The sequence below is a fragment of the Thiocystis violascens DSM 198 genome, assembly GCF_000227745.2.
Classification (GTDB): Bacteria; Pseudomonadota; Gammaproteobacteria; order Chromatiales; family Chromatiaceae; genus Chromatium; species Chromatium violascens.
Genome location: NC_018012.1, coordinates 3,964,954 through 3,987,842, shown reverse-complemented (window position 1 = coordinate 3,987,842; position 22,889 = coordinate 3,964,954). Strand labels below are relative to the sequence as shown.

The 22,889-nt window shown below is 62.9% G+C and carries 26 protein-coding genes and 1 tRNA gene; 15 read left to right on the top strand and 12 right to left on the bottom strand.

Features of this window, described 5'->3' with window-relative positions:
• Positions 1–65: 65 nt before the first annotated feature.
• From THIVI_RS17725 to nifH, 10 genes are all read right to left on the bottom strand, one after another.
• Positions 66–2,564: a glycogen/starch/alpha-glucan phosphorylase gene (locus THIVI_RS17725; RefSeq protein WP_014779905.1), complete on the bottom strand. Its 2,499-nt coding sequence runs from the start codon at positions 2,562–2,564 to the stop codon at positions 66–68.
• Positions 2,565–3,094: 530 nt separating this feature from the next.
• Positions 3,095–4,054, bottom strand: coding sequence for a hypothetical protein (locus tag THIVI_RS17715; protein ID WP_014779904.1), 960 nt, complete (start codon positions 4,052–4,054; stop codon positions 3,095–3,097).
• 93 nt (positions 4,055–4,147) lie between these two features.
• Entirely contained in the window at positions 4,148–4,900 is a 753-nt protein-coding gene (locus tag THIVI_RS17710) for a 4Fe4S-binding leucine-rich repeat protein (protein WP_245537305.1), read from the bottom strand.
• Positions 4,901–4,910: 10 nt separating this feature from the next.
• Positions 4,911–5,177, bottom strand: a complete 267-nt coding sequence (locus THIVI_RS17705; RefSeq protein WP_014779902.1) for a DUF6129 family protein — start codon at positions 5,175–5,177, stop codon at positions 4,911–4,913.
• A complete protein-coding gene (locus THIVI_RS17700) occupies positions 5,177–5,884 on the bottom strand; it encodes a dinitrogenase iron-molybdenum cofactor biosynthesis protein (RefSeq protein ID WP_014779901.1) in 708 nt (235 codons plus the stop codon). Before THIVI_RS17700 ends, THIVI_RS17705 begins: the two co-directional genes overlap by 1 nt.
• 139 nt (positions 5,885–6,023) lie before the next feature.
• The gene (locus THIVI_RS17695; RefSeq protein ID WP_014779900.1) at positions 6,024–6,224 is read right to left on the bottom strand and encodes a 4Fe-4S binding protein; all 201 of its coding nucleotides are present in this window, start codon (positions 6,222–6,224) and stop codon (positions 6,024–6,026) included.
• 16 nt (positions 6,225–6,240) lie between these two features.
• On the bottom strand, positions 6,241–6,459 hold the full coding sequence (gene nifT / locus THIVI_RS17690) for a putative nitrogen fixation protein NifT (RefSeq protein WP_014779899.1): 219 nt from the start codon (positions 6,457–6,459) through the stop codon (positions 6,241–6,243).
• A gap of 162 nt (positions 6,460–6,621) precedes the next feature.
• Entirely contained in the window at positions 6,622–8,193 is a 1,572-nt protein-coding gene (gene nifK, locus THIVI_RS17685; protein WP_014779898.1) for a nitrogenase molybdenum-iron protein subunit beta, read from the bottom strand.
• 135 nt (positions 8,194–8,328) lie between these two features.
• Positions 8,329–9,813 carry a nitrogenase molybdenum-iron protein alpha chain gene (gene nifD, locus THIVI_RS17680; RefSeq protein WP_014779897.1) on the bottom strand — a complete coding sequence of 495 codons (1,485 nt, stop codon included), beginning with the start codon at positions 9,811–9,813 and terminating at the stop codon, positions 8,329–8,331.
• Between the two features lie 108 nt (positions 9,814–9,921).
• Positions 9,922–10,803, bottom strand: a complete 882-nt coding sequence (nifH, locus tag THIVI_RS17675; protein ID WP_014779896.1) for a nitrogenase iron protein — start codon at positions 10,801–10,803, stop codon at positions 9,922–9,924.
• A gap of 181 nt (positions 10,804–10,984) precedes the next feature.
• Here nifH and THIVI_RS17670 point away from each other — a divergent pair, with 181 nt between their 5' ends.
• From THIVI_RS17670 to THIVI_RS17605, 14 genes are all read left to right on the top strand, one after another.
• Positions 10,985–11,857 carry an NAD(+)--dinitrogen-reductase ADP-D-ribosyltransferase gene (locus THIVI_RS17670; protein WP_014779895.1) on the top strand — a complete coding sequence of 291 codons (873 nt, stop codon included), beginning with the start codon at positions 10,985–10,987 and terminating at the stop codon, positions 11,855–11,857.
• A gap of 212 nt (positions 11,858–12,069) precedes the next feature.
• Positions 12,070–12,154: transfer RNA gene (locus THIVI_RS17665), tRNA-Leu, on the top strand.
• Between the two features lie 138 nt (positions 12,155–12,292).
• Positions 12,293–13,369 (top strand): site-specific integrase, encoded by a 1,077-nt coding sequence (locus THIVI_RS17660; protein ID WP_014779894.1) that lies wholly within the window; start codon positions 12,293–12,295, stop codon positions 13,367–13,369.
• A gap of 83 nt (positions 13,370–13,452) precedes the next feature.
• On the top strand, positions 13,453–14,190 hold the full coding sequence (locus tag THIVI_RS17655; protein WP_014779893.1) for a hypothetical protein: 738 nt from the start codon (positions 13,453–13,455) through the stop codon (positions 14,188–14,190).
• Between the two features lie 88 nt (positions 14,191–14,278).
• A complete protein-coding gene (locus THIVI_RS17650) occupies positions 14,279–14,542 on the top strand; it encodes a hypothetical protein (protein WP_014779892.1) in 264 nt (87 codons plus the stop codon).
• Complete coding sequence (locus tag THIVI_RS17645; RefSeq protein ID WP_014779891.1) at positions 14,542–14,931, top strand: hypothetical protein; 390 nt, start codon at positions 14,542–14,544, stop codon at positions 14,929–14,931. Before THIVI_RS17650 ends, THIVI_RS17645 begins: the two co-directional genes overlap by 1 nt.
• Positions 14,932–15,206: 275 nt before the next feature.
• Complete coding sequence (locus THIVI_RS17640) at positions 15,207–15,524, top strand: hypothetical protein (protein WP_014779890.1); 318 nt, start codon at positions 15,207–15,209, stop codon at positions 15,522–15,524.
• Positions 15,521–15,745, top strand: coding sequence for a hypothetical protein (locus THIVI_RS24860; protein WP_014779889.1), 225 nt, complete (start codon positions 15,521–15,523; stop codon positions 15,743–15,745). Before THIVI_RS17640 ends, THIVI_RS24860 begins: the two co-directional genes overlap by 4 nt.
• Complete coding sequence (locus tag THIVI_RS24855) at positions 15,742–16,053, top strand: CHC2 zinc finger domain-containing protein (protein ID WP_014779888.1); 312 nt, start codon at positions 15,742–15,744, stop codon at positions 16,051–16,053. Before THIVI_RS24860 ends, THIVI_RS24855 begins: the two co-directional genes overlap by 4 nt.
• Entirely contained in the window at positions 16,046–18,583 is a 2,538-nt protein-coding gene (locus THIVI_RS17625; RefSeq protein WP_014779887.1) for a DNA primase, read from the top strand. Before THIVI_RS24855 ends, THIVI_RS17625 begins: the two co-directional genes overlap by 8 nt.
• Positions 18,584–18,924: 341 nt before the next feature.
• Positions 18,925–19,251, top strand: coding sequence for a hypothetical protein (locus THIVI_RS17620; RefSeq protein ID WP_041447080.1), 327 nt, complete (start codon positions 18,925–18,927; stop codon positions 19,249–19,251).
• A 140-nt stretch (positions 19,252–19,391) separates the two neighbouring features.
• A complete protein-coding gene (locus THIVI_RS17615; RefSeq protein ID WP_014779885.1) occupies positions 19,392–19,751 on the top strand; it encodes a LuxR C-terminal-related transcriptional regulator in 360 nt (119 codons plus the stop codon).
• An 84-nt stretch (positions 19,752–19,835) separates the two neighbouring features.
• Entirely contained in the window at positions 19,836–20,885 is a 1,050-nt protein-coding gene (locus THIVI_RS17610; protein WP_014779884.1) for a coiled-coil domain-containing protein, read from the top strand.
• Positions 20,882–21,145: a hypothetical protein gene (locus THIVI_RS17605; RefSeq protein ID WP_014779883.1), complete on the top strand. Its 264-nt coding sequence runs from the start codon at positions 20,882–20,884 to the stop codon at positions 21,143–21,145. Before THIVI_RS17610 ends, THIVI_RS17605 begins: the two co-directional genes overlap by 4 nt.
• 4 nt (positions 21,146–21,149) lie before the next feature.
• Here THIVI_RS17605 and THIVI_RS23015 read toward each other — a convergent pair whose 3' ends face one another.
• Complete coding sequence (locus tag THIVI_RS23015; RefSeq protein ID WP_157174500.1) at positions 21,150–21,668, bottom strand: hypothetical protein; 519 nt, start codon at positions 21,666–21,668, stop codon at positions 21,150–21,152.
• 313 nt (positions 21,669–21,981) lie between these two features.
• On the opposite strand from THIVI_RS23015, the gene THIVI_RS17595 reads away from it, so the two are divergent.
• Positions 21,982–22,446: a Mor transcription activator family protein gene (locus THIVI_RS17595; protein ID WP_041447078.1), complete on the top strand. Its 465-nt coding sequence runs from the start codon at positions 21,982–21,984 to the stop codon at positions 22,444–22,446.
• A gap of 71 nt (positions 22,447–22,517) precedes the next feature.
• Here the strand turns inward: THIVI_RS17595 and THIVI_RS17590 are convergent, their stop codons facing one another.
• A complete protein-coding gene (locus THIVI_RS17590; RefSeq protein ID WP_014779880.1) occupies positions 22,518–22,826 on the bottom strand; it encodes a hypothetical protein in 309 nt (102 codons plus the stop codon).
• Positions 22,827–22,889 lie beyond the last annotated feature (63 nt).

The window sequence follows — 22,889 nt, the reverse complement described above, 5'->3', positions numbered from 1 at the left end:
GGCCTGGTCATCTAAACCGCGTCCAGAGCGAATCAACAAAGGACGCAGACCGCACCGGGTGCGGTTTAAACCTGAATGGGCACGGATTGCAGCCCCCAGATCTCCCGCGCGTACTCCGCGATGGCGCGGTCGGAGGAGAACTTGCCGCCGCGGGCGCAGTTGATGATCGACATCCGCGTCCACTGCTCCTGGTCCGCCCAGGCGGCGCTGACGCCTTCCTGGCAGGCGACATAGGCGGCATAGTCGGCGAGCACCAGGAAGGGATCCGACTGGGTCAGGTTCTCGACCAGGGGGCGGAAGACCTCGGAGTCGCCGCCGGAGAAATGCCCGCTGCCGATCAGTTCCATGACGGCCTTCAGCTCGTCGTCGCCCGCCAGGTAATCGGCGGGCCGATAGCCCTCGCCCTGGAGCCGCGCGACCTCGTCGGCGGTGCGTCCGAACAGGAAGAAATTCTCCGCGCCGACCTCGTCGCGCATCTCGACATTGGCCCCATCGAGCGTGCCGATGGTGAGCGCGCCGTTGAGCATGAACTTCATGTTGCCGGTGCCCGAGGCCTCCTTGCCGGCGGTCGAGATCTGTTCGGAGAGATCGGCGGCCGGATAGATGAGCTGGGCGTTCTTGACGCTGAAATTGGGCACGAAGGCGACCTTGAGCCGCCCGTTGACCTCAGGGTCGGCGTTGATGGTCTCGGCGACGGCGTTGATCAGCTTGATGATGCGCTTGGCCGTGAAATAGCCGGGCGCGGCCTTGCCGCCGAAGAGGAAGGCGCGCGGCGGGAAGCTGAAGGCCGGATAGGTCTTCAGGCGCTGGTAGAGGGTGACGATATGCAGCAGGTTGAGATGCTGGCGCTTGTATTCGTGGATGCGCTTGACCTGGATGTCGAACAGCCAATCGGGATCGAGCACGATGCCGGTGTGGGCCTGGACGTAGTCGGCGAGCCGCTGCTTGTTGGCGTGCTTGACGGCGCGCCAGCGCTCCCGGAAGGCCGGGTCATCGATGTGGGATTCGAGTTCGCGCAGACGTCCGAGATCGACCGGCCAGCTCGCGCCGAGCGTCTCGTCGAGCAGGGCGCGCAGCCCCGGATTGGCGAGCGCAAGAAACCGACGCGGGGTGACACCGTTGGTCTTGTTGCTGAAGCGCTCCGGCCAGAGGGCATGGAAGTCGCTCAGTACGCTGGCCTTGAGCAGCTCGGAATGCAGCGCGGCGACGCCGTTGATGGCGTGGCTGCCGACGCAGGCGAGATGCGCCATGCGCACCTGCTTCTCCCCCGCCTCGCCGATCAGCGACATCCGCGCCACCCGCGCCGAGTCGTCCGGGAAGCAGGCGCGGACCTCGTCGAGGAAGCGGCGGTTGATCTCGTAGATGATCTCCAGGTGGCGCGGCAGCACCTCGCGGAACAGCGGTAGCGGCCAGGTCTCCAGCGCTTCGGGCAGCAGGGTATGGTTGGTGTAGCCGAAGGTGGCGACCGTGATGGTCCAGGCGGCGTCCCAGTCGAGCCCGCGCTCGTCGATCAGCAGGCGCATCAGCTCGGCCACGCCGATCGAGGGATGGGTGTCGTTCAGTTGGACGGCGAAGTGCTCGGCGAATTGCTCGATCGCCCCCCCGGCGAGATCCAGAATGCGCAGCATGTCCTGCAGCGAGCAGGTGACGAAGAAATACTGCTGGGCCAGACGCAGCCGCTTGCCGATCGCCGGCTCGTCGTTGGGATAGAGCACCTTGGTGATGGTCTCGGAGCGCAGCTTGGCATCGACCGCCTGGAAGTAGTCCCCGGTGTTAAAGGCCTGGAAATCGAAGGACTCGGCCGCCTCGGCGCTCCACAGCCGCAGGGTGTTGCAGGTGTCCACGCCATAGCCCTGGATCGGCGTGTCGTAGGCGATGCCGCGCACCACCCGATAAGGCACCCAGCGCCGGCGCTCGGCGCCGTCGTCGTCGATGTAACGCTCGGTGTGGCCGCCCCATTTGACCTCATAGGCGATGTCGGGCTTGGCGATTTCCCAGGGATTGCCGCCGCTCAACCATTTGTCGGTGCGCTCGGTCTGCCAGCCGTCACGGATCTCCTGCGCGAAGATGCCGAATTCGTAGCGGATGCCGTAGCCAATCGCCGGATACTGGAGGGTGGCCAGGGAATCCAGATAACAGGCCGCAAGCCGGCCGAGACCGCCATTGCCCAGGCCAGGCTCCGGCTCGCAGTCCAGGATGGCGTCCAGATCCTGGCCGAGCGCCGTGAGCGCCTCGCGGGCGGCCTGCTCCAGCCCCAGATTGAGCAGGTTATTGCCTAGGTGCGGTCCCAGCAGGAATTCCGCCGAGAGATAACAGGCGAGCTTCCGTCCGCGCTCGAAATAGGTCTCGCTGGTCCGGATCCAGCGCTGCTGCAACCGGTCGCGGATCGCGAGCGCCAATGCGCGGTAGTAGTTCGCCGGAGTGGCGACCGCCGGCAGGCGGCCGAGCGAGTAGTAGAGATGATCGAGCACGGCCTGCTGGAGGACCGCACTGTCCAGGCCGGTGCGGACATCGGCGCCGGACAGGATCGTCGCGCTGGAAGTCGCTCGTTTGGCATGGGGCATGGCCGAGACTCCTCGCTGAGTGGTCGATGTGTTTCCGTCTTCCGCCGTTATCATTGTAGGGCATGCATGGCTTACCCTCTTGCCGCCACTGCGCATGCCGTTCCCACAGGATCGCCATCGCCTCGTCGGCGATCGTCACGCACTGGGGGATGTCCGTGTCATCGGCGTTGGCCAGCTCGAAGCCGGGGCGGCGCATGGTTCGGCGCGCCCAGTCGAGCAGCTTGGCCCAAACTGTCGCCGACGAAGATGAGCGGGGTGTCAGGTGGCGCACCTGCTGGAGCTGCCAGACCAGCATGGACTCCAGCAACGTGCCGATCCCGCCAGGGACGACGATATCGGCGTCCGAGACGATCGCGAAGTATCGGCGGCGCCCGAGCGGGCTTCTACGAGGCGCGTAGGAGCCCGCTTGCGGGCGACTTGGCCGTCGGTTTCAGCGCTTCGGGAAATAATTTGCTGGACGGTTTCCAAGTACAATCAAGCCCTGGAACGTCTGGAGCGCAGTTGACGCGAAACACGGCGTTGAATCCGATTCAGATCCCGTAGGGCTCCTGATACCAGTCGCGCAACACCCGCAGGTCGCGGGCCGGCAGGTAGGCATAGGCGCCCATCAGGTCGGCGTGAACGGCCTCGGCCAGTTTGTGCGAGACCTTGCGGTTGGTCAGCATGTGGAAATACCAGGCGAAGGGGTAGCCAACCTCGCGGTCGAAGCCGTGGATCTGGTTCGCCAGGCCAGCGCCCCGCTCCACCTCGGCATCGGGCAGGGCCGGAACCTGGGAGGCCAGCACGGGCACCGGCTTGGCGCTCAGATGTCCGTCGCCATCGCGATCCTGATATTCGCGTAGCGCGAGCACCCAGTGATGACAGAAGCCCTCCGACTCGACCGCCGAACTGCGATCCCAATCGTCGAAAAAACGACGCAGCCGTGGTCCGGTATCCCTGGAGGCGATCAGATCGGCGACCTTGACCAGTCGCCGGAACGCCAGGCGCGGCGCGCCGACCGGTTCGGGCTCCAGGCGCGGAAAATCGATCGGATCGACGAAGTCGGCAATGCTGTCGGGGAACCAGTCGGGATCCGCGATGCAGCGGTCGAGGACTTCCTGCAGTTGCTCGATCTCGATCTGGATGAAATCGCTGGCCAGTGGACCGGTCTGGGCGACCAGATAGTGGGTCTGGCCGTTGAGTCGGGTGGCGAAGTAACGCACATCCGAGAGCTTGAACATCAGCTCGTCGATATCGCCGCCGGATTCGGCCTCGGCCCAGTCGGTGATGTTGTGGGCGATCCGGTTGCCGTCCAGATCCACCACGCCGCCCAGCCGATGCCAGCCGCCGCGTGTCATCGCATGCGTCACGGAGAGATCGGGCAACAGTGCTTGGACAACGTTGACCAGAGGTTCGATGCCGTCGGACACGTCAACCGCTTGGCAGACCTCCGCGATCCGCAACTGGAGATCGGTTGTCAATCCGGAATTCAGGTAGCTCGCTGTATTCACGCTATCGTTCCGTGGTTTTTAAACCGCGCCAATTCAAGTCATGGCCAGGTCGGTATCAACACCTGGCTATCGGCGAGAACGCGGCTTACATGATTAATGACATCCCCGCTCCCGCGCGATCGCGCGCACGTCGGGATCGGGGTCTTCGAGCAGCGGGCCAAGCATGTCTTGCGGCAGACGCTCGGCAAGCTGCGCGCGCACCCGCCAATCGGGATCGGTGCGCATGCGTTCGGCCTCCGCGAAACCGATCCGTTTGGCGACCGTGAGCCGGATTTCCGGCTCGGGGTCGTCGCGCATCAGTCCCAGGCTTTCGAGCGGCAGCCGTTCGGCGACCATCGCCCGCACCTGACGGTCGGGGTCGCGGATCAAACGGAACAGACGCCCTGGCGCAAGCCGCCGGGCGACATATTGACGGACCAGATAGTCCGGGTCGGCGGCGAGTCGCTCGATCCGATCCGGCGGCAGACGATCCGCCACCGTCACCCGCACCTCGCGATCCGGGTCGCCGATCAGGGCATCCAGCGCCTCGATCGGCAGGCGATAGGCGAGCACCCGGCGTACCACTTCGTCCGGGTCATGAATCAGGTGCAGGAGCTTTTTCTGCGAGAGATAGCGCGCGGCGATCGCGCGGCGCTCCCAGAAGCTGTCGCCCGCGTAATCGTCGGCAAGCGCGGGGTTGACGCGAAAGAAGCGCTCGATCTGCCGTCCGCTCATGGCGCGCACGCAGACATCGCCGGGGACACAGCGGCCCTCGGTCAGCAGATCGCGGCGATGCGGGCAGCCGCGACAGTGGTTGACCGAGGTTCGCGCGCCGTCGTCCGCCGGCGAGTCCATGGTCGCGCGCATCCGGGCGGAATCAGTCCGCGTCATCGACCTGGGCGAGCAGAACGCCGGTCGCGGACTGGAGATCGGTGGTGAGTTTCAGGCAGTGCTCGCGCCCGTCCACCAGATAGACGTTGAAAGCCGTGTCCCGATGCACGGGTTCGACGTTGCCCACGTCATCGTCCAGGCAACTGGTGAAATGCGTGTCGCCGAAGGTCTCGCGCAAGACCGCGAGGGTCTGCTCGTTGAGACCGGCTTGCCGGACGATCGCGGCGATCTGCTGGAGGCGGTTCGGTTCCATCAGGCATCGACCTCGTCGCGGTCGAAGCGGATCCGTTCCTCTGGCGCATGGCCCATGGCCTTGGCCAGCCAGGGCGGTGCCTTGTCGGCCAGGATGGTCTGCAGGGCGAGCATGCGTTCGCGGGCGCTGCCGCCCTTGTCGTCCTTGATCGGATGGATGTCTTTTTTGATGACCTTGGCCGCCGCCGGTCCACCGATGGAGACGACATAGAGCACCTGACAGTCGGCGATCAGGGCGGCGCGGGCGGCGTTCTTGTCGTCGCTGGGGCTGCTCTCGTCGACGGTGCGAACGTCGATCAGACGATGCTCGGTGGTCGAGACCTGATAGACGAGGAAGCGGCGGGCGGCGCCGAAATGTCCGTCGAGTTCCTCGCCGGTATCGGATGCGCAGGCGACCCGGATGGAGTCGGGCATGTCGCCCTCCGCATAGGGTTCGGTCGCTGGCGGCGGGGTCAGATCGAGACCGCTGTCGCCCTTGAGAATAGCGAGGGCGGCTTTGAGGACGGCTTGATCGAGGTCGGCGAATTCGCCGTCGGCGGCTTGTTTCAGATCCTTGACCTTGAGTCCGGCAAGGCTCTCGGCGGTCGGCGGCAAACCGACGGCGTCCTTGAGTACCCGGATCAGGCGCGCCGGGTCGGTGTCTGGCAGGGTGCGGGCGGCCAGCGCGATTCGCAGTGCGATGTCGTCGGAGAGAGGGCCGGTGGACATGGCGAGGTTCCTCGATTGCGGTTGCCTGATCGGCTTTGTTTGGGGGCCGACTTTCGGTTGGACGGCTCGTGGTTGAGCGAGCCTGGCGCCGGCTACAAGCCGGCGCTCCCAGGGGCAGCGCTCCGGGGACTCGAAGCGGTTAGACGGGGACGATGCAGTCGTCTTCCATGCAGACTTCGAGACATTGCGGCGTGCCGGGCTCGCCATCGCCCTCGCATTCGCTGCAGGTGTTGGCGTCGATCTTGAAAACGCCCTTCCAGGGCGTGATGGACTGGGTCGGGCAGACCGGCTCGCAGTCGCCACAGGCGGTACAGATTTCACGGACGATTTTCATCGACATAGCAATTCTCCAGAGGTCATTCGTCACCGCGCTTGAAGCGCAGGGTGGTCGGAAACACGGGCGGCGGGCTGATGGGGTCAATATACCAGCGCGACCCATCGGTCAGTTCCACGTCGCCACCCCAGGTCTCGGCGGTATCCAATTCCACCGAGGCGATGGTCTCTTCCATATCTTTCTTGGCGACGTAAAAGAGCAGATCTCCCGCGTCGTTCTTGCGAATCATCACATTGGGCATTGCGCTTGCCTCGTCGCTCGGATTCGCGCGGCGAATCCGAGATACCTTTTGACTCTCCCGAAAACTCCCAGACCTGTAGGGTACGCATCGCGTACCTTCCCGGTCGTTCGTTTTTCAGCGAGGCTGTTCCGGGAAAGGTACGCGATGCGTACCCTACGGAAATTACCTTACCAGGTCATAGTTGTAATCGGTCACGCCCATGTCGCGGGTCTCTTCGTCGAGACGCTCCAGCACCGCGTTGACCAGGGTGGTGAGGATGTACATGGCACCCTCGTAGCCCAGGGTCGTCATGCGATGCAGGTGATGACGGTCGAAGATCGGGAAGCCGATGCGGATCAACGGTACCTCGAATTCCTTGCCCTTGTGCAGGGTGTCGCGCTGGATGAACTTGCCGTAGCTGTTGCCGATCAGGAAGTCCGGCTTGTCGGTGAAGCACAGCGAACGCAGGTGCCACAGATCGTAGCCGATATAGACCGTGCCGTTCGCGCCATAGGGCGACGAAGCCAACACCTTTTCGACCTCTTTCTTCCAGCGCTTGTTGGCCTGGTTGCAGAGGATATGCGTCGGCTCGGCGCCCAGTTCCAGCAGGAACTTGACCATGCCCAACACATAGTCGGCATCGCCGTAGAGCGCGAACTTCTTGCCGTGCAGCCAGGTGTGGCTGTCAGTCATCATGTCGACCAGACGGCCGCGCTCCTTCGCCAGCGATTCCGGGATCGGCTTGCCGCTCAGCGCGGAGACCTTCATCAGAAACTCGTCGGTCCACTCCAGACCCATCGGGATCTCAATGTGGCTGGCCTCGTGCTTCCAGGTGATCTGGGCGAATTTCTTGGCCTTCGGTAACTGCCAGGGCTGCAACAAGAGGGTATCGATGGCGTTCGGCGCGTCGCGCATCTCGTCGAGCGTGGTGCCGCCCGCGTACATGCGGAACTCGCCATCGGCCGGGGTATCCAGCACCTCGGTCGGGTCGCACAGCAGGCTGTAGTCGACGCCCATCTCCTTCATCATGCGGTGCATGACGCGGTAGTTGCCCAGATAGGTCTCGAAGCCGGGCACCAGGTTGATCTTGCCGTTCTTGCCGACGACCTTGTCATCCATGTAGTTCAGCGTGAGGTGACGCTGAATACCCTCGAACATGTTGTCCCAGCCGGTGGTGTGGCTGCCGACGAAGCTCGGGGTATGGGCGAAGGGAACTGGAAAATTCTCCGGAATATGCCCTTCCTTGCGCGAGTTGCCGATGAAGGCGTTGAGGTCGTCGCCGATGACCTCGGCCATGCAGGTGGTGCTGACCGCGATCATGTCGGGCTGGTAGAGCGCCTTGGCGTTTTCCAGGCCGTCGAACATGTTTTTCTGGCCGCCGAACACCGCCGCGTCCTCGGTCATGGAGTCGGACACGCAGGCGATCGGCTCCTTGAAGTGACGGTTGAAATAGGAGCGGAAATAGGCAACGCAGCCTTGCGAGCCATGCACGTAGGGTAGGGTCTTCTCGAAACCGAGCGCGCAGAGCACGGCGCCAAGCGGCTGACAGGCCTTGGCCGGGTTGATGGTCAGGGCTTCGCGCTTGAAGTTCAGCTCCTGATATTCCTGGGTGGTGGTCCACTTGAAGACCTCTTCGATCTTGTCGATCGAATGGGCTTCCTCGACGGTCTTGCGCTTGTTGCCGAGGTTTTCGACATAGTCGGCATCGCCGAACAGCGGGTAACAGGGTTTGATCTTGTCGGCAATCTGGCTCATGAGTGTGCTCCTGCCGCGCCGCTAATCGGCGGACGCAGACATGAAAAAGGGGTCGTCGGGGCTTCCAGCCGCCAACGTCCAGCCACCAGATCGATTTGCTGGAGGCAGGCCGCTGGAAGCTGGCGGCTAGATCAATTAGGCGCTGGCGGCCAGTTTCTCGGCCTCGCCCTCGGCGGACTTCAGCCAGGGCGCCTGCATGCTTTTCCAGCAGGGGTTATTGATCGTCATGTCCATGTCGCGGGCGAAGATGGCGAAGCCGTCATAGCCGTGATAAGGACCGGAATAATCCCAGGAATGCATCTGACGGAAGGGCACGCCCATCTTCTGGAAGATGTACTTTTCCTTGATGCCGGAACCGATCAGGTCGGGCTTGATCTTCTTGACGAATTCCTCGAACTCGTAGCCGGTCACGTCGTCATAGAGCAGGGTCGCGTTACCCATGTCCTTGATGGTGCGGTCATAATCGTCGTTATGGGCGAACTCGTAGCCGGTGCCGACCACCTCCATGCCGAGATCTTCGTAGGCGCCGATGACGTGACGCGGACGCAGACCGCCGACGTACAACATCACACGCTTGCCTTCCAGACGCGGACGGTACTTGGCGATGATCGCCTGGTATTCGGCCTCGTACTTGGCGATGACCTTCTCGGCGTTGGCCTGGATGGTCTCGTCGAAGAAGGCGGCGATCTTGCGCAACGACTCGGCGATCTTGGTCGGGCCGAAGAAGTTGTACTCCATCCACGGAATCCCGTACTTCTCTTCCATGAAGCGGCTGATGTAGTTCATCGAGCGATAGCAGTGGATGAGATTCAGCTTGACCTTGGGGGTCAGCTCCATCTCGGCCAGGGTGCCGTCGCCGGACCACTGAGCCACCACGCGCAGACCCATTTCTTCGAGCAGGATACGCGAGGCCCAGGCATCGCCGCCGATGTTGTAGTCGCCGATCACGGCCACGTCATAGGGCGTGGTCGCGAAGGACTCGTCGCCGTCGCGGTTGCCGATGACCCAGTCGCGGATGGCGTCGTTGGCGATGTGATGACCCAACGATTGAGACACGCCGCGGAAGCCCTCGCAACGCACCGGGACGATCGGCTTCTCAAGCTCCTTACCCTTCTTCTTGGACACCGCCTCGATGTCGTCGCCGATCAGACCGATCGGACACTCGGACTGGACCGTGATGCCCTTGGAGAGCGGGAACAGCCCCTCGATCTCGTCGATCAGCTTGGCGAGCTTCTTATCGCCGCCGAACACGATGTCCTTCTCCTGGAAATCCGAGGTGAAGTTCATGGTGCCGAAGGTGTTCACACCGGTATGACCGATGTAATAGTTACGACGACCGGCGCGCGAATACTGACCGCAGCCGACCGGACCGTGGGAAATATGGATCATGTCCTTGATCGGCCCCCAGACCACGCCCTTGGAGCCGGCGTAGGCGCAACCGCGCACGGTCATGACGCCGGGCAGCGATTTGCGGTTGGAGGTGATGCACTTCTTGGACTGCTCGATCGACTGATCGTTGACGGCCAGATGCTTGGCGCGATCCTTTTTCGCCTTGTCCGGATACGCCTCAAGCACCTCCTGGATGAGGGCCTGGGTCTCTTCGCGAGTCATTGCTGTCATGCTGATTGCTCCTGCCGTGCCGCCAATGCGCGGACTCCCGGCATGTAGGGTACGCAGCGCGTACCTTTTCGTTGTCTTGTCCGCCGTTTCAGGTACGCGATGCGTACCCTACGCCGCGACTTCTTCCGCCGCAGTCTTGCCGATGATGCTTTCGTCCTCGCCGTCCATGAGGCCGAAATCCATCAGCAGGTCTTCGAGCGCTTCCATGGTGATCGGGGTCGGGATGACGAACATCTTGTTGTTGATGATCTTGGTGGCCAGGTCGCGGTACTCCTGGGCCTGCTTGGCCTTGGGGTCGTACTCGATGACCGTCATGCGGCGGATCTCGGCGCGCTGCACCACGTTATCGCGCGGCACGAAATGGATCATCTGGGTGCCCAACTGACGGGCCAGCTCCATGATCAGCTCGTCCTCGCGGGCGGTGTTGCGGCTGTTGCAGATGAGGCCGGCGAGACGCACGCTGCCGGAGCTAGCGTACTTCACGATGCCCTTGGAGATGTTGTTGGCGGCGTACATGGCCATCATCTCGCCGGAGCAGACGATGTAGATTTCCTGCGCCTTGTTCTCGCGGATCGGCATGGCGAACCCGCCGCACACCACGTCGCCGAGCACGTCATAGAACACGAAGTCCAGGTCGTCCTCATAGGCGCCTTCCTCTTCGAGGAAGTTGATTGCCGTGATGACGCCGCGACCGGCACAGCCGACACCCGGCTCGGGGCCGCCGGACTCGACGCACTTGATATCGCGGTAGCCGACCTTGAGTACGTCTTCCAGTTCGAGGTCTTCGACCGAACCGGCTTCGGCAGCCATCTCCATGATGGTATTCTGTGCCTTGGCGTGCAGGATCAAACGGGTGGAGTCGGCCTTGGGGTCGCAACCGACGATCATGACCTTCTTGCCAAGTTCCGCCAGACCCGCGACGAGGTTCTGGGTGGTGGTGGATTTGCCGATACCGCCTTTGCCGTAGATGGCGCACTGACGCATTGCCATGGGTAGAGTCTCCTGTGAGCCTGCTGTCGCAAGCGTTGAACGAATCGATGCTCGACAGCTTATAAGCAAACCCGATGCCAAATCAGGCAAAGCGATCTAAATTCTTGTTTTATAATTTATTATCTCGAATTTCGAGAGAAATTCGAGATGGTGGCATCCCCGACAAAGCCGCATGCGCTGTATGGATCGCAACAGACAAACCGGACAACCGTTGAATCGACCAAACGACACCCTCAAACTGCCGACCCTTCCGCCCAGCGCCCGACTGCCCTTCAACCGCTGCAACCTGCCGGCGGTGATCCTAGGCAGCCTGACCTACCAGAAGCATCCGGTGCCACTGGAGATCGACGGCATCCAGGATTTCCACGCAGACCTGTTCCGCACCCTGGCCGGCTTCCCGAGCCACCCGGAACGTGCCCAGCGTTTCCAGGACTACATGACGGTGAATTTCCTGCTCGACGAGTTGGACGAGGCGGGACTGACGCCGGGGCGGGGGCGTAAAGCGCGGGCGAACGCCAACTATCCGCGCCTGGTGCGCGGCTGGTCGTTCGATTCGGACGGACGCGAGGGCGCGGTGCTGAAACGCTGGGTCGAAAGCCGTTTCGGCCTGCTCGCCCGGCATCACGCGGGCTCGCTGCTTGATCGCGACGGCGAGGCTTATCAGCGTTATCTAACCGAAGGCACCCGCGGTCTCTACGCCACCAACGCGCTGGAGTCGCAGCTCGACCTGCTCTATACCTATTGTCAGTACGAACTGGCGCGCGAATTCCCGGACCGCGCCCATCTCCGGCTCTATCGCGGCATCAACCGCATGGACGAGCACGAAATTCAGGAGACCTGCGACGACGGACTGCATCGCGTGCTGTTCAACAACCTCAACAGCTTCACCAGCCACCGCGAGCGGGCGGACGAGTTTGGCGATTACATCCTGGAAGCCGAGGTACCGCTGCCCAAGGTCTTCTTCTATAACCGCCTGCTGCCAGGGATGCTCAAGGGCGAAGATGAATATGTGGTGATTGGCGGAGTCTACGAGGTCGATATCGCGACGCTATGAGATACGTTCTCGCGCGTGATCGTAAGCGCGCCCCTGCAACCGCTCGCGATGTCCATGAAGCCGTTCGTGGTGAGGCCATCGAAGCACGCACGGCTTCACGCGCCAAGGCCCCGGATATTCGCGCCCTTCCTGAACCCGTCCGTCCCATTCTACGGGGCGGTGGCGGACCATCTATGAATGACGACGACTGATATGGTACAAATAAGCGCTAGGCCCGGATGGCGAAATTGGTAGACGCAAGGGACTTAAAATCCCTCGGCTTCGGCCGTGCCGGTTCGACCCCGGCTCCGGGCACCACCTTAAAAAACAAGGGCTTAGGCTTTCTATGTCTTTCTAACAAACTCGGATACAGTCATTTTTGAGCCCAATTTGAGCCCACTGCTTTAAAAACAACGCTACACTACACCCCACGAAAGACACGATAAGGGGTGTGTTATGGCGTCAATCCGCAAACTCGAAAGCCGCGCGAAGCCCTGGCAGGTGCGGATCCGTCGCAAGGGTCAAGAGTTCACCGAATACTTCCGCACCAAGAAAGAAGCCGACGCCTTCGCCGCGACGGTCGAAGCCGACTTCGATAAGTGGTCAAAGTTGTTGGGCGGGGAACTGCGCCGTCATACCCTCGCCGATCTGATCGACCGCTACCTGACCATCCACCAAGGCAAGGATCACAATCTCCCATCGCGCCTAGCATGGTGGAAGGAACGCTATGGGAAGCTGTTACTGTCAGAGTTTTCCTCAGATACCGCGCGCGATGCCTTGGCTGGAATGGAGATCGAGCCAGTTGCCAGAGGCGCTAACCCGATCGCCCCGGACAGCCAGCCGCGCACCGGCCCAACGATCAACCGCTACAAAAGCGCACTGAGTGCCTGCTACAAGGCCGGGATCGACCGGGGATGGTTCGGGCTGCAAAGTAACCCGCTGACCGGCATCCGCGCGCGTAAGGAGGTTGGCAATCGCTTCGGTCGGTCGCTGGAGGATGGCGAGCGCGAGCGTCTTGTCGCCGCCTGCGAACGGTCAACATATGCGGGGATGGGGATCTTTGTTCGGCTGGCGCTGGCGACGGGCGCGCGACGTGGCGAACTTGTCAAACTCGAATGGCGCGACGTGGATCTAAAAGGTGGGTCAATCCTGCTGCGCAACACCAAGAACGGCGATGATCGGCGCGTCCCGCTGATCGGCGAGGCCCGCGACCGACTGACCGAATGGGCCAAGGTCCGTAAGCTGGACGATCCCCGCGTGTTCCCTGGCTCCACGCCCACCCGACCGCCCAACCTGGAACGGGCGTGGTCCAAGGCCAAAGAAGTTGCAGGCGTCGAGAACCTGCGCATCCATGACCTACGCCATAGTTGCGGTTCCTACCTCGCCAAAGCGGGCGCATCCGCTTTCCAGATCGCCGCCATTCTCGGGCACCGCTCCGGCCCTGGATTGACCGCCAGATATGTACATCTCGTCGCCGAAGATTCGCGCGCCTTGATGGAATCCGCCTTGAGCGGCATTACCCGCAACCGCTAACCCCAGACAACAACAAGCCCCGAGACAGGCCCGAATCTGTCGCGGGGCTTTGACCGTCACCGATCTAAATAGGAGAGTCGGCAATGGCTGATTTCGAGTCTACATCATGCGCGCTTGACCCGCTGAAAATGCTGGTCAGCGAAATGGCGAAAATGGCCGGCGAGAATGCGGAAGCCAATTTAAGCGCATCGCCTGAAGACGCTGAATTAGTTGATTTGCTGACGGCCGGACCAAGCGAAAACGCCTTTTATCTGTATGTCGTTCCCGCGGTCATGGCGCTTGCTGTCAGCGCCATGACCAGGCGCAATATAGGGGCAGCCGCTTCTGGCTGGTTTAATGAAATCGCCCGCGCTGCACTGGACGGCGAGATTGATTTGAGAGACCCGGACACGCTCATTCCGTTAAGTTATGACGCATCCATTCCGCCTGACGCACTGATTTTGAAAGGCGAGCTTGAGCGATGGGCGATTGAGCGGTATCAAATCAGAATACAAATACAAGCATTCCGGGCGGGCGACATCGGCCCTGCCACAAGCGAGGAACGTCCCGACCCGCCCGCCGCTGCCCTCGCCAAGCAGCGCCACAAGATCACCAGTGCCGAGAACAGGGAGATCCGGGCACAAGCGAAGGCGTTGATTCAGGTCGGGACGATGAATCACGCTCAGATAACAACGGCAATCAAGAATGAAGGCCAGTTCGGATCCAGCCGGGAAGTTATCAAGAACATCGTCAAGGAAGAATGCGAGGGTGCCGGGCGAACCGATCTGATCCAAAATCACCCGGACTATCGACCGCCCGGCAAAACCCCAAGGTTTTTTTAAAACCCTAGGGTTTCCGCAAACCCCCCATTACGGAACAGGCCGCACGCCAACAAACTAAGCGCCACATCAACCGCATGAGGCGCTACAGATGACCGCACCAAACCCCGCCCCCCGTCCTGATCTGGGCGACATCTCTCAATTCTCCGACTTCGCCCGCGAATGCGAGCGCCACAAGCTGGCAACCAAATCGAGTCTTCTTTGGTGGATGCGTTATCGTCATCAAAACGGCCTGATCGCATCCGGCGCTGTCATCGAGAAGCGTCCGAATCCGACCAGCAAGCGGCCCATGCTGTTCATCGTTCGCCCGCGCTTCATTGACTGGCTGTCGAATGGCAACCCGGAGGCCGCGTAATGGCCCGCCGATCCGAAAACCGCCGCGACCGCTGGCCCGATCCGCTTCCGAACCGACGAAAACATTTCCATAGCGAAAACGATATCGTGGCCGCTGTTTTCGAGTTGGGGGGAATCAGCCGTCGCCGCTTTGCCATTCTTCAGGAAGCAGGCGACACGCCGGACCCGCGACAGCAACGGGAACTGAAGCGGCTGGCCGCGCGCGAGGAACGGCTACACCAAGCGTTCGCCAGCCTTGATGCATGGGACGCGGAGCGGGAAAGGATTCAGCAATGGCTGAATTTACTGGCTGCGCAAACCAAGCGCGAGGAACCAGAGAGCGACCCGACCGAACGGAGCAATGCACCCATCGCGCGACAGGCAGGAAATCAGGGGGGTGAGCCGAGATGACCAGCGCCCCCAACAAAAAACGCCCCGTGCAGGGCGTTTGCAATCGTGCGGGCGATTGGCGTATCGTAAAAAACAGACGGCAAGCCGCTTTAGCAGAGTGGGCGCCGTCGCGGGGATTAGCAGTCCCCGCGTAAAGATCCGACCTGCTTAAGCCTTGGATCACCGGCGACACAAGTATAACCCCAACTGGACCCGTGCGCCCGCACCCGTCCGCTTGTCGCGCCCCTGCCCCCGCTTATCGGGTCGGTCACTGAAACTCCATCAGGACCGATCACATGAACAACCGAAACCTCGCACACGACCAACTTGCCCGGCGCGTCTTCGATGCCATGGCCCATCCCAATTCCGCCTTGACCGATCTGCTGGACGACGCCTTGCGGATGGTGACCGGCTTATCTGACCTGCTGGCGGTCCATGGCGACACGGCAAACTTCCACGGACTCAGCATTGACGCCGTGCATGTAGACGCCGCCGCCGCGTCGATCCGTCAACAGGCCCGCTTGATCGCCGCCCTGGTCGCGCAACTGACCGACGAAAACCGCCGCCTGAAGGTTGCCTTGGAAGCCCAAGCGGGACCGGAGGCGTTGTCATGAGCACCCATCCCCCCGGCGAATTCTCGAAATGGCAGGCCAAGATCCAGGCCGAAGAAGCGTTGATCCTGGCCGAACAGGATGTGGCGCGGCTCCGGCGCCGGTTAAGCGACGCGCAAGCCAACGCACGACGAGCAAGGGACGTGGCCGACAATGCGCGCCTCGCGTGGAACCTCGCCTTCGAGGCGGATGCGCCACGCGCAAGGGAGGGCCGCCAGTCATGAGCCGCCTTACCGCCGATGTGCTCAAGGCCGCCCTTCCCGCGTCCCTCTACTACCACCGCGCCTTGCCCGCCATGCCCCCGCCGCGTCATCCGGCATGGGTTGATGGGGGCCTTTGCCCGTTCCATGATGACCAGCACCGGGGAAACTTCCGGGTCAATCTCGACAGCGGGGCCTACTGCTGCTTTTCCTGTGGGGCCAAGGGCGGGGACATCCTCGCCTTCCACCGGCAGCGCCACGGGTTGACCTTCCCGGGCGCCATCGCCGATCTGGCTGAGCGGTTTCTGTTCAATGGGGGCCGCGATGAATAACGGCTTTCCCGCGACCTGGACCGACAAGGCCACCGGCACCCACAGCCGTTTCGCCCACGATTGGCACTACTACCCCGAGCAAGGAGGCGAGCCGCTGGGGGCCGTGGTCCGCTACGAATCCGAGCACGGCAGCAAGGTTGTCGTGCCCTTCTTTGCGAAGACCGACGATGGACGCCCACGCCCCGGCGCGCCCACCGAGCCGCGCCCCCTGTTCGGACTCAACACCCTGAATCGAACGGGGCCGATCTTCATTTGCGAAGGCGAAAAAGACGCCGCCGCCCTGCAAGGGCTCGGACTGGCCGCGCTCACCTCCCAGGGCGGGAGCAAGGCCCCGGCAAAATCCGATTGGGGACCGCTGCGCGCCCTGGCCGAGCAAGGCCGATCCCTGCTGATCTGGCCGGACCATGACGCCCCCGGACGCGCCTATGCCGCGACCGTGGCACGGCTGATCGGCTCCGCCTGTCAGTGTCTGCTGACGCCCCCGGACGGGACGCCAGACACCCAGGGAGCCGGGGCCGCCGATTGGTTGCAAGGGCACATGGCCGCGCTCGGGTTGGCGTGGGATGGCCTGAAGCCGCCACCTCTGAGCGAGGAGGAGCGCCACGCCATCCGCGCGCGCCTGCTGACCGCCGTCGAAAGCCTTGCGGGACCGCCGCCTCCGGAATGGGGAGGGACAGCGATCAAAGCGGAGCGGGAGACGCAGCGCCACAAGACCGATGCGCCCAAGCTCTATCTCATGAAGGACGACAGAACGATCCGAATCACCAGGGGGATGGATGGCGCGGCGGGTGAGCAACTCCTTGCCAACTTCACCGCGACCATCGTGGAGGAAGCCACCCGCGACGATGGGCAGGAACGCACCCTGACCCTGGTCATGGAGGGCCGCATGGAGGGCCGGACGCTTCCCGCCATCGCCCTGAGCATGGAACAGTTCGCCCGCATGGATTGGCCGATGCGCCATTGGGGATCGAGCGCCCTGATTCACCCAGGGCAAGGGGCCAAGGAGCAACTGAAGTACGCGATTCAGTTGCTCTCGCACCAAGGCCCGCGCCCGGTCGCGACCCGAACCCTGTTCACCCATACCGGTTGGCGCGAGATCGGCGGGCACTGGCGGTATCTCTCAGCGGGGGCCGTGATCGGCGAGCAAGGAGCCGTTGCCGCTGTCGAGGTGGATCTTGGCGAACTGAACGAGATCTATCGCCTGCCAGCCCCCAGTCAAACGCTGTTGGAACGCTATCAGGCCGCGACCGCCAGTTATGACAGCGCCCGGCTAGCCCCTCCCGAGGTCGCGATTCCCTTGATTGCGGCGGTCTATTTGGCACCGCTCGCGCAACGTCTGGCGGTCGATTTCGCGCTCTGGCTGGAAGGACCGAGCCGGAGCATGAAAAGCACCCTCGCCGCCGTCGCGCTGGCCCATTTCGGCGAAGGGGTCGAGCGAACCAGCCTGTCGGCAAGCTGGCTGGATACGGCCAACGCCATCGGGATCAAGCTGTTCACCCTCGCCGATGCGCTCATGGTCATTGACGACTACGCCCCCCAGGCATCGGCGAGCGATCAGGCCAAGCTTGACAAGACCGTCAACACCATCATTCGCGGGATCGGCAACCGCGCGGGACGGGGCCGCCTGACATCTGACATCCGGCTTCAGAACGAGCGCAAGCCCCGCGCCCTGGCCATCTGTACCGCCGAGCAATGGCCCACCGGCGAGAGCATCAACGCCCGCATCTTTGGCCTGTCCTTGCGTCCTGGCATGGTGAACCTGGAACGGCTCAACCAGACGCAAGCCGACGCCAAGGCGGGGTTGCTAGCCCGCGCCCTGGCGGATTGTCTGCAAGACCTGGCGTCAGGATTCGAGGCCCGCGCGCGCGACCTGAAAGCCGAGTGGGAAGAGTGGCGAGCCGTCGCCATGAAGGCGGGGCTCTCGGGACGCACCCCGGAACAGGCCGCATTCCTGCTGATCGGCTACGGCCTGGCGCTGGACCATTGGCGCGCGGCTGGCGTGATCGATCAGGCGCAAGCCAACGAGCATCTTGACCAAGCCCGCCGCGTCATCTTCCATCTGGCAAAGGAGCACGAGCGGCGCATTGCCCGATCCCAGCCCGCCGATGCCTTCATTGCCATCCTGACCGACCTGCTGCTGTCCGGCGCGGCGCATTTGCGCGACATGACAGACCAGCGCCCGGCGCTCAATGCCGAGTCCTACGGCTGGAAGAGTGGCGACCAACCGGACGGACCGCACATCGGTTGGATCAACGAGCCCAAGCAGGAACTCTACCTGTTGCCGACAACCGCCCTGGAAGCGATCTATGGGGCCGCGAAACGCATCGATACCCCGCTGAACATCCGCCCCACGGCCTTGAAACGGCAGTTGTGGGATCGGGGTTTCTTGTTGGTTGGGAATCAAGAGCAACGCGAAGGCGCTTCAGTGGACCGCACCACGCGAAAAATCAGCGTTTGCAATCGGAAAGTGTCCGTTCTGGTTTTCTCGCTCGCCATCCTAGAGCGCAAGGATCTGGACGAAGACCGCTAAGACCAAGCAAAGCGCATGGTAAAGCCTGCCTCTTAGCTCCTAAGTTTAGGGGTCTCTACTACCAGAAGTGGGAACTGTGGGAACCCTTCGTAAAAATATGATTAAGAAGGAGAAAAAAAGGCAAAACAGACGATTTCCAAAAACCAAGTGGGAACCCGAGTGGGAACCCTCTTGGCGCATCGGCTCAGGGTTCCCACTCGGGTTCCCACTTTTTTCTGAAGAATGCCCGTTTTGACTGCTGCAACAATCTATTTTGAAAGGGGAAAAAGGAGGGTTCCCACAGTTCCCACTTCTGGAACAGGAGAGAGGGAATATTTATGGTGGTAGAGGAACCGGAACCTATGCCACCGCTCCCCCACTCCCAGGAAACCGCCATCCGGGAGGCCCTGGACGAACGCGCGAGCATCTTGGAGTTTGACGCCGGATTGCCACAAAGCGTCGCCGACACTCATGAATCGAACGCCTTGCGCGTTTACCGCTACCGCGTCACGGATCATCATGAGGTATGGCTGATCCTGATCGCCCCCGGCTGTACGCTGGATGACGCCCGCCACACCCTGAGCGGACGCTTCGGAGCCGAGCGATTGCTTGACGTGATGCCGTGCAGACAGACACCCGCGCGGTTGCTGGCGCTGGCAGAAATGCAGCGCCATCGGCAGACAGCCTAAGGAGGGGTCGCGACGGAAGGCCAGACGCGGCGTCGCCTGACATCCTCGCCAATCGCCGCGCTACCCCTGCACTACATCGCCATGCCCAGCATTGACAGGTCGCGCTACCTTGGCGCTACACCGTCAACGCGATACCGACCATGAAACCCACGTCCTTTCGTTTACCTGCCGACGCCCTGGAGCGCCTACGCACCCTGACCCAACCGGGGGAAAGCATGGCAGCCGTCTTTCAGCGGGCGTTGATCGCCCTGGAAGGATCGCCGCCCCCGGTCAGTCTGGATCGCTTGGCGGCGCGTCTGGATGCCCTGGAAGCCCGCTTGCTCGCCTTGGAGCGGGAGCGTTTGCCGATCGTGCCAGATCGCCCGCCAATGATCGCGGGCGATCGTGACGCCAGCATCCTGCAGCGGTTTCAGTCAGGCGAAACCAAGCGCGCCATCGCCCGCCAGCTTGGCATCGCGGAGTCCACTGTTCGCGCGGTACTGAAACGGCGCGCGCTTTAACCTCAGTTTCAGCCCGGATCATTCGTACATGAACAAGAAAGCACGAACCGCCACCGTCCAAGCCGCCACACCGAGACCCAACGCATGAAACCGACCGCCAACCCCATTCAGCATCAACCGGACACATTCGCCATGAAAAACCCCACGCTCTCGTCGCTGCTGTCGCGCCATGCTCAACTGACCGTGCAGCTCGCCGCCCTGGACGAACAGATCCGCGTCAATAGCGACGCGAGGGACACCGCCGAAGCCGACCGCGCTCAAGCCCGCGAACAGGAACGCCAAGCCATCGCCCAGATCGAACGCGAGGCACCCAAGACCCCCGGCACCAACCCCGAGTACATCGCCCAGGAAGCCGACCGCGACCGCGCGGTAAACGCGGCAAGACGCCTGGAAGCGGAGGCGCGGACGCGGCTGAACGCCTGCCAACAACGCGACGAAGCCCTCTCCATCCAACGCCGCGCCCTGGAACAGGATCGCCTGACGCTGTGTGGCGGTTCGCTGTCCGACCTGCTGACGCTCCAAGACCAGATCGAGGCCGCGCGCGTCGAGGTTTCCCGTCTGGATCGCCTGATCGACGAACACCGCGCCCACCCAGCCCCGGATCGCGCCCCGGTTGACGCGCTGGACGAACAGCTTGCCGCGCTTCTCGCCAAATCCGCGCTCGGCGAAGCGGTTCAAGGCGAACTGAGCGCGCTGGAAAAACGGCGAGCCGCCGCGCAAACGAACCATGCCAGCGCCACCGAGCAAGCCAAGCGCGCGGGGCTGTTGGTGCGTGGACTGGAAGACCGACGAGCGGTTGAACGTGCGCGCGTGGCCGATCTGGAAAGCCAAGGCCGGATTGCGTTCGCCTGGCAGGTCCGCGTCGAACTGGACCGGACCATCCAGGACTTCCGCGCGACCGCCGAACGGCTGTTTGAGGTGCGCGGTACCCTGTTGGGCCTGGCCAAGCTCACCGAGGGCACCGAGCCGGATCTAGCCCGCCAAGTGAAGGCGTTGATCGACCCCGCTGCCCGGCAATCGCTCAGGATCACCGGCCCCGGCCTGGATCTGATCGACGATCCCGCTTATCGCGAACGTGCGACCGAGCGCGAGCGTTCCCGCTATCGTCAGGCCGGATTGCGGTTGCCCGAATGAATGTGGTCCGCGTTCCCGAGTTCGTGCTGATTTCCAGGGTGATCGCCGCCCTGGAACGGCAAGGCGCGGTCTTGCGCAAGCGCGAGCCGTCCCGGCGCTGGCATGATCGCCCCGGCGATTTCGTCATTCTGCGTCGGCGAACCGCGGGGAGTGTCGGGCAACCGGGAGGCGCTAGTCATGAAGTCTATCCCGGCACCCTCGCCGATCTGGCCCGCGAACTGGGGGTGATGGGAGACAGCGAGCGTTGCGAATGGGAGTGAACCGCTACCCCACCCGAACCACCGCCGTGAGGTAATCCGTTCCCGCGTGGGCTTCCTGATACGCCAGTGCCCGGCGATGCAGCGCCAACCGCGCCGCGTCGGTCTGGTAACCGTCCGGCATCGCGAACGCGGGAAACTCGTTCGCGATGCCCCAGCCCGCGAAATCCAGCGGAGCCGCAAACGCGATCCCCGGCAAACGCGGAACGCAATCCGCCAAGACCGCATCGGCCATCCCCTTGACAGCGGGAGGCACGGCCCCGAGGAACCCCAGGTGGCGCAGATAGAACGCCCCTGGCACCGGGTTGGCGTCTGCCCCTGGCGGGTAGAACGACGCCGAAACCTTCTTGTAGCGCCCCGCATTCACCGCCTGAGCAAAGGCTGAATCGACGCCTCCCGGTTGCGCGTACAAACGCCCCTCTCGAACGAACAGCGAGGCCACTGACCCATAGGCCGGACGATTCGTCTCTGGATGCCCGATGACCAACGGGGCACGACTGATAGACGGACGGTAGGCGCTCGCCATGGCCTGTACATCCGTGGCCGAAAAACACACCGAACGCCCGCTCATATCGACGTGGCATCCCGGTCTGAAAATCTCGATTTCGCACGCACAAGCGGTCATCTCTAGAACCCTTTTGGACAACGAAAAACGTCTTGACAGTCTACCGCCGAAAACGCTTCAACAGCCTGAATGGAGTTGTAAAATAAAGCGACTGACCAGCGGACAAACCAAAGGTGTCGGAATGATGGGAACCCCTGTTTCGCGCGTTAGAGGCGGATCGGAAACGGTCACGATTAACGGGGTCACGTTACCGGAAGCGCGCGTTCGCGACCACATGCCCGAGACGCTGCGAGAGGTTGCCGATCTGATCGGCGTGGCCGCCGCCGTGCGACTGTCCCAGCGGTTCGGTGGACGCCGCTGCTACATCGGCACCAACCCCGAGGGCAGCGCCCTGGAAGACTGCGTAGGGCCGGACGCCGCCCGCGTCCTGTCTTGGTATTACGGAGCCGGGGAAACCACCTTTCCGCGTGGCGAGTCAGTGGACCGGTACGCGCGCGATCAGGCGATTCTGAAAGACCGCTTAGCGGGGATGTCGTGCGGCGCGCTGGCGGAGAAGTACCGATTGGGCGAACGGCGCCTGTGGGAGATCCTCGCCGCCCACCGCGCCCACGAAGCCCCGTGTGGGGTTGTACCCATTCCAGAGAGCGCCCCCGCACGAGAGGCCACGCCCCACGCGGCTGGCAGGGCAACCAGCGCCCGCGCGGGGAACGCCAGAGCGGGATTCGATGGGGCGCGCTGATCGCCGATCAGTGCGGATTGGCACTGGATCGCGAGATGACTTGAGCGATTAAGCCGAAACGGGAGCCGCCTTCACTGCTTGGCGCTGGCAGAGATCCAGGGCATCCGCCGGCGGATGCTGTCTTGGCGCTGGGCGCTCACCACCACCTGCTCCGAGGTGCCCCGCCGTCTGGCGCTGGCATCCATCGCCACCTTCACCGCTTGGCGCTGGCAGAGATCCAGGGACATCCGCCGGTCGGATGCTGTCTTGGCGCTGGCGCTCACCACCACCTGCTCCGAGGTGCCCCGCCGTCTGGCGCTGGCATCCATCGCCACCTTCACCGCTTGGCGCTGGGAGCAATTCAGGCCGTCGAGATCCAGGAAGCCCGGCTGATCGACCACGAAAAAGGCGCTTCCGAAAATCTGAGCCCAATTTGAGCCCACGAATCGCCGCGAAAAGCCGTT